Origin of the sequence: Amycolatopsis sp. SID8362 (assembly GCF_010550475.1) — a bacterium.
GTDB classification, from domain to species: Bacteria; Actinomycetota; Actinomycetes; order Mycobacteriales; family Pseudonocardiaceae; genus Amycolatopsis; species Amycolatopsis eburnea.
On record NZ_JAAGNB010001346.1, the window covers coordinates 1 to 476 of the forward strand.

The 476-nt window shown below is 73.1% G+C and carries 1 protein-coding gene; it reads left to right on the top strand.

All coding sequences use genetic code 11. The annotated features are described in order from the left end of the window. Positions 1–476 (top strand): MFS transporter (locus tag G3I65_RS41250; protein WP_160700894.1); only part of this gene is annotated, 476 nt, incomplete at both ends.

Genomic DNA, 476 nt, shown 5'->3' on the forward strand with positions numbered 1-476 from the left:
CCGCCGTGCCGCTGGGTTCGGTGCTGGGCGTGCCGCTCGGCACCCTCGTCGGGCAGCTCGCCGGCTGGCGGACGGCGTTCCTCCTGCTCGGCCTGCTGAGCCTCGGCACGGCCGCCGCATTGCTGGTCTTCACGCCTTCCCTGCCACCGGAAGAGAGCACGCGGCCGACTGTCCTGTTCGGACTCCTGCGTCGGCACGGTGTCCGAAGTGGACTGATCGTGACGTTCCTCGTCGTGCTGGCCCACTTCGGCACCTACACCTACCTCACGCCGCTGCTGCGCGACGTCGTCCGGCCCGGCCTGCTCAGTCTTTACCTGCTGGTGTACGGGGTCGCGGGGATCGCCGGGACGTTCCTGGCGGGTGCGAGCCGCCGTCCCCGCCTGGCCTTCGCCGTCGCGGCGGCGGCGATCGCGGCGTCGGTGTTCGTCCTGCCGCACGCCGGCGCGGCGGGCGCGCTCGCGGTGCTCGTGGTGTGG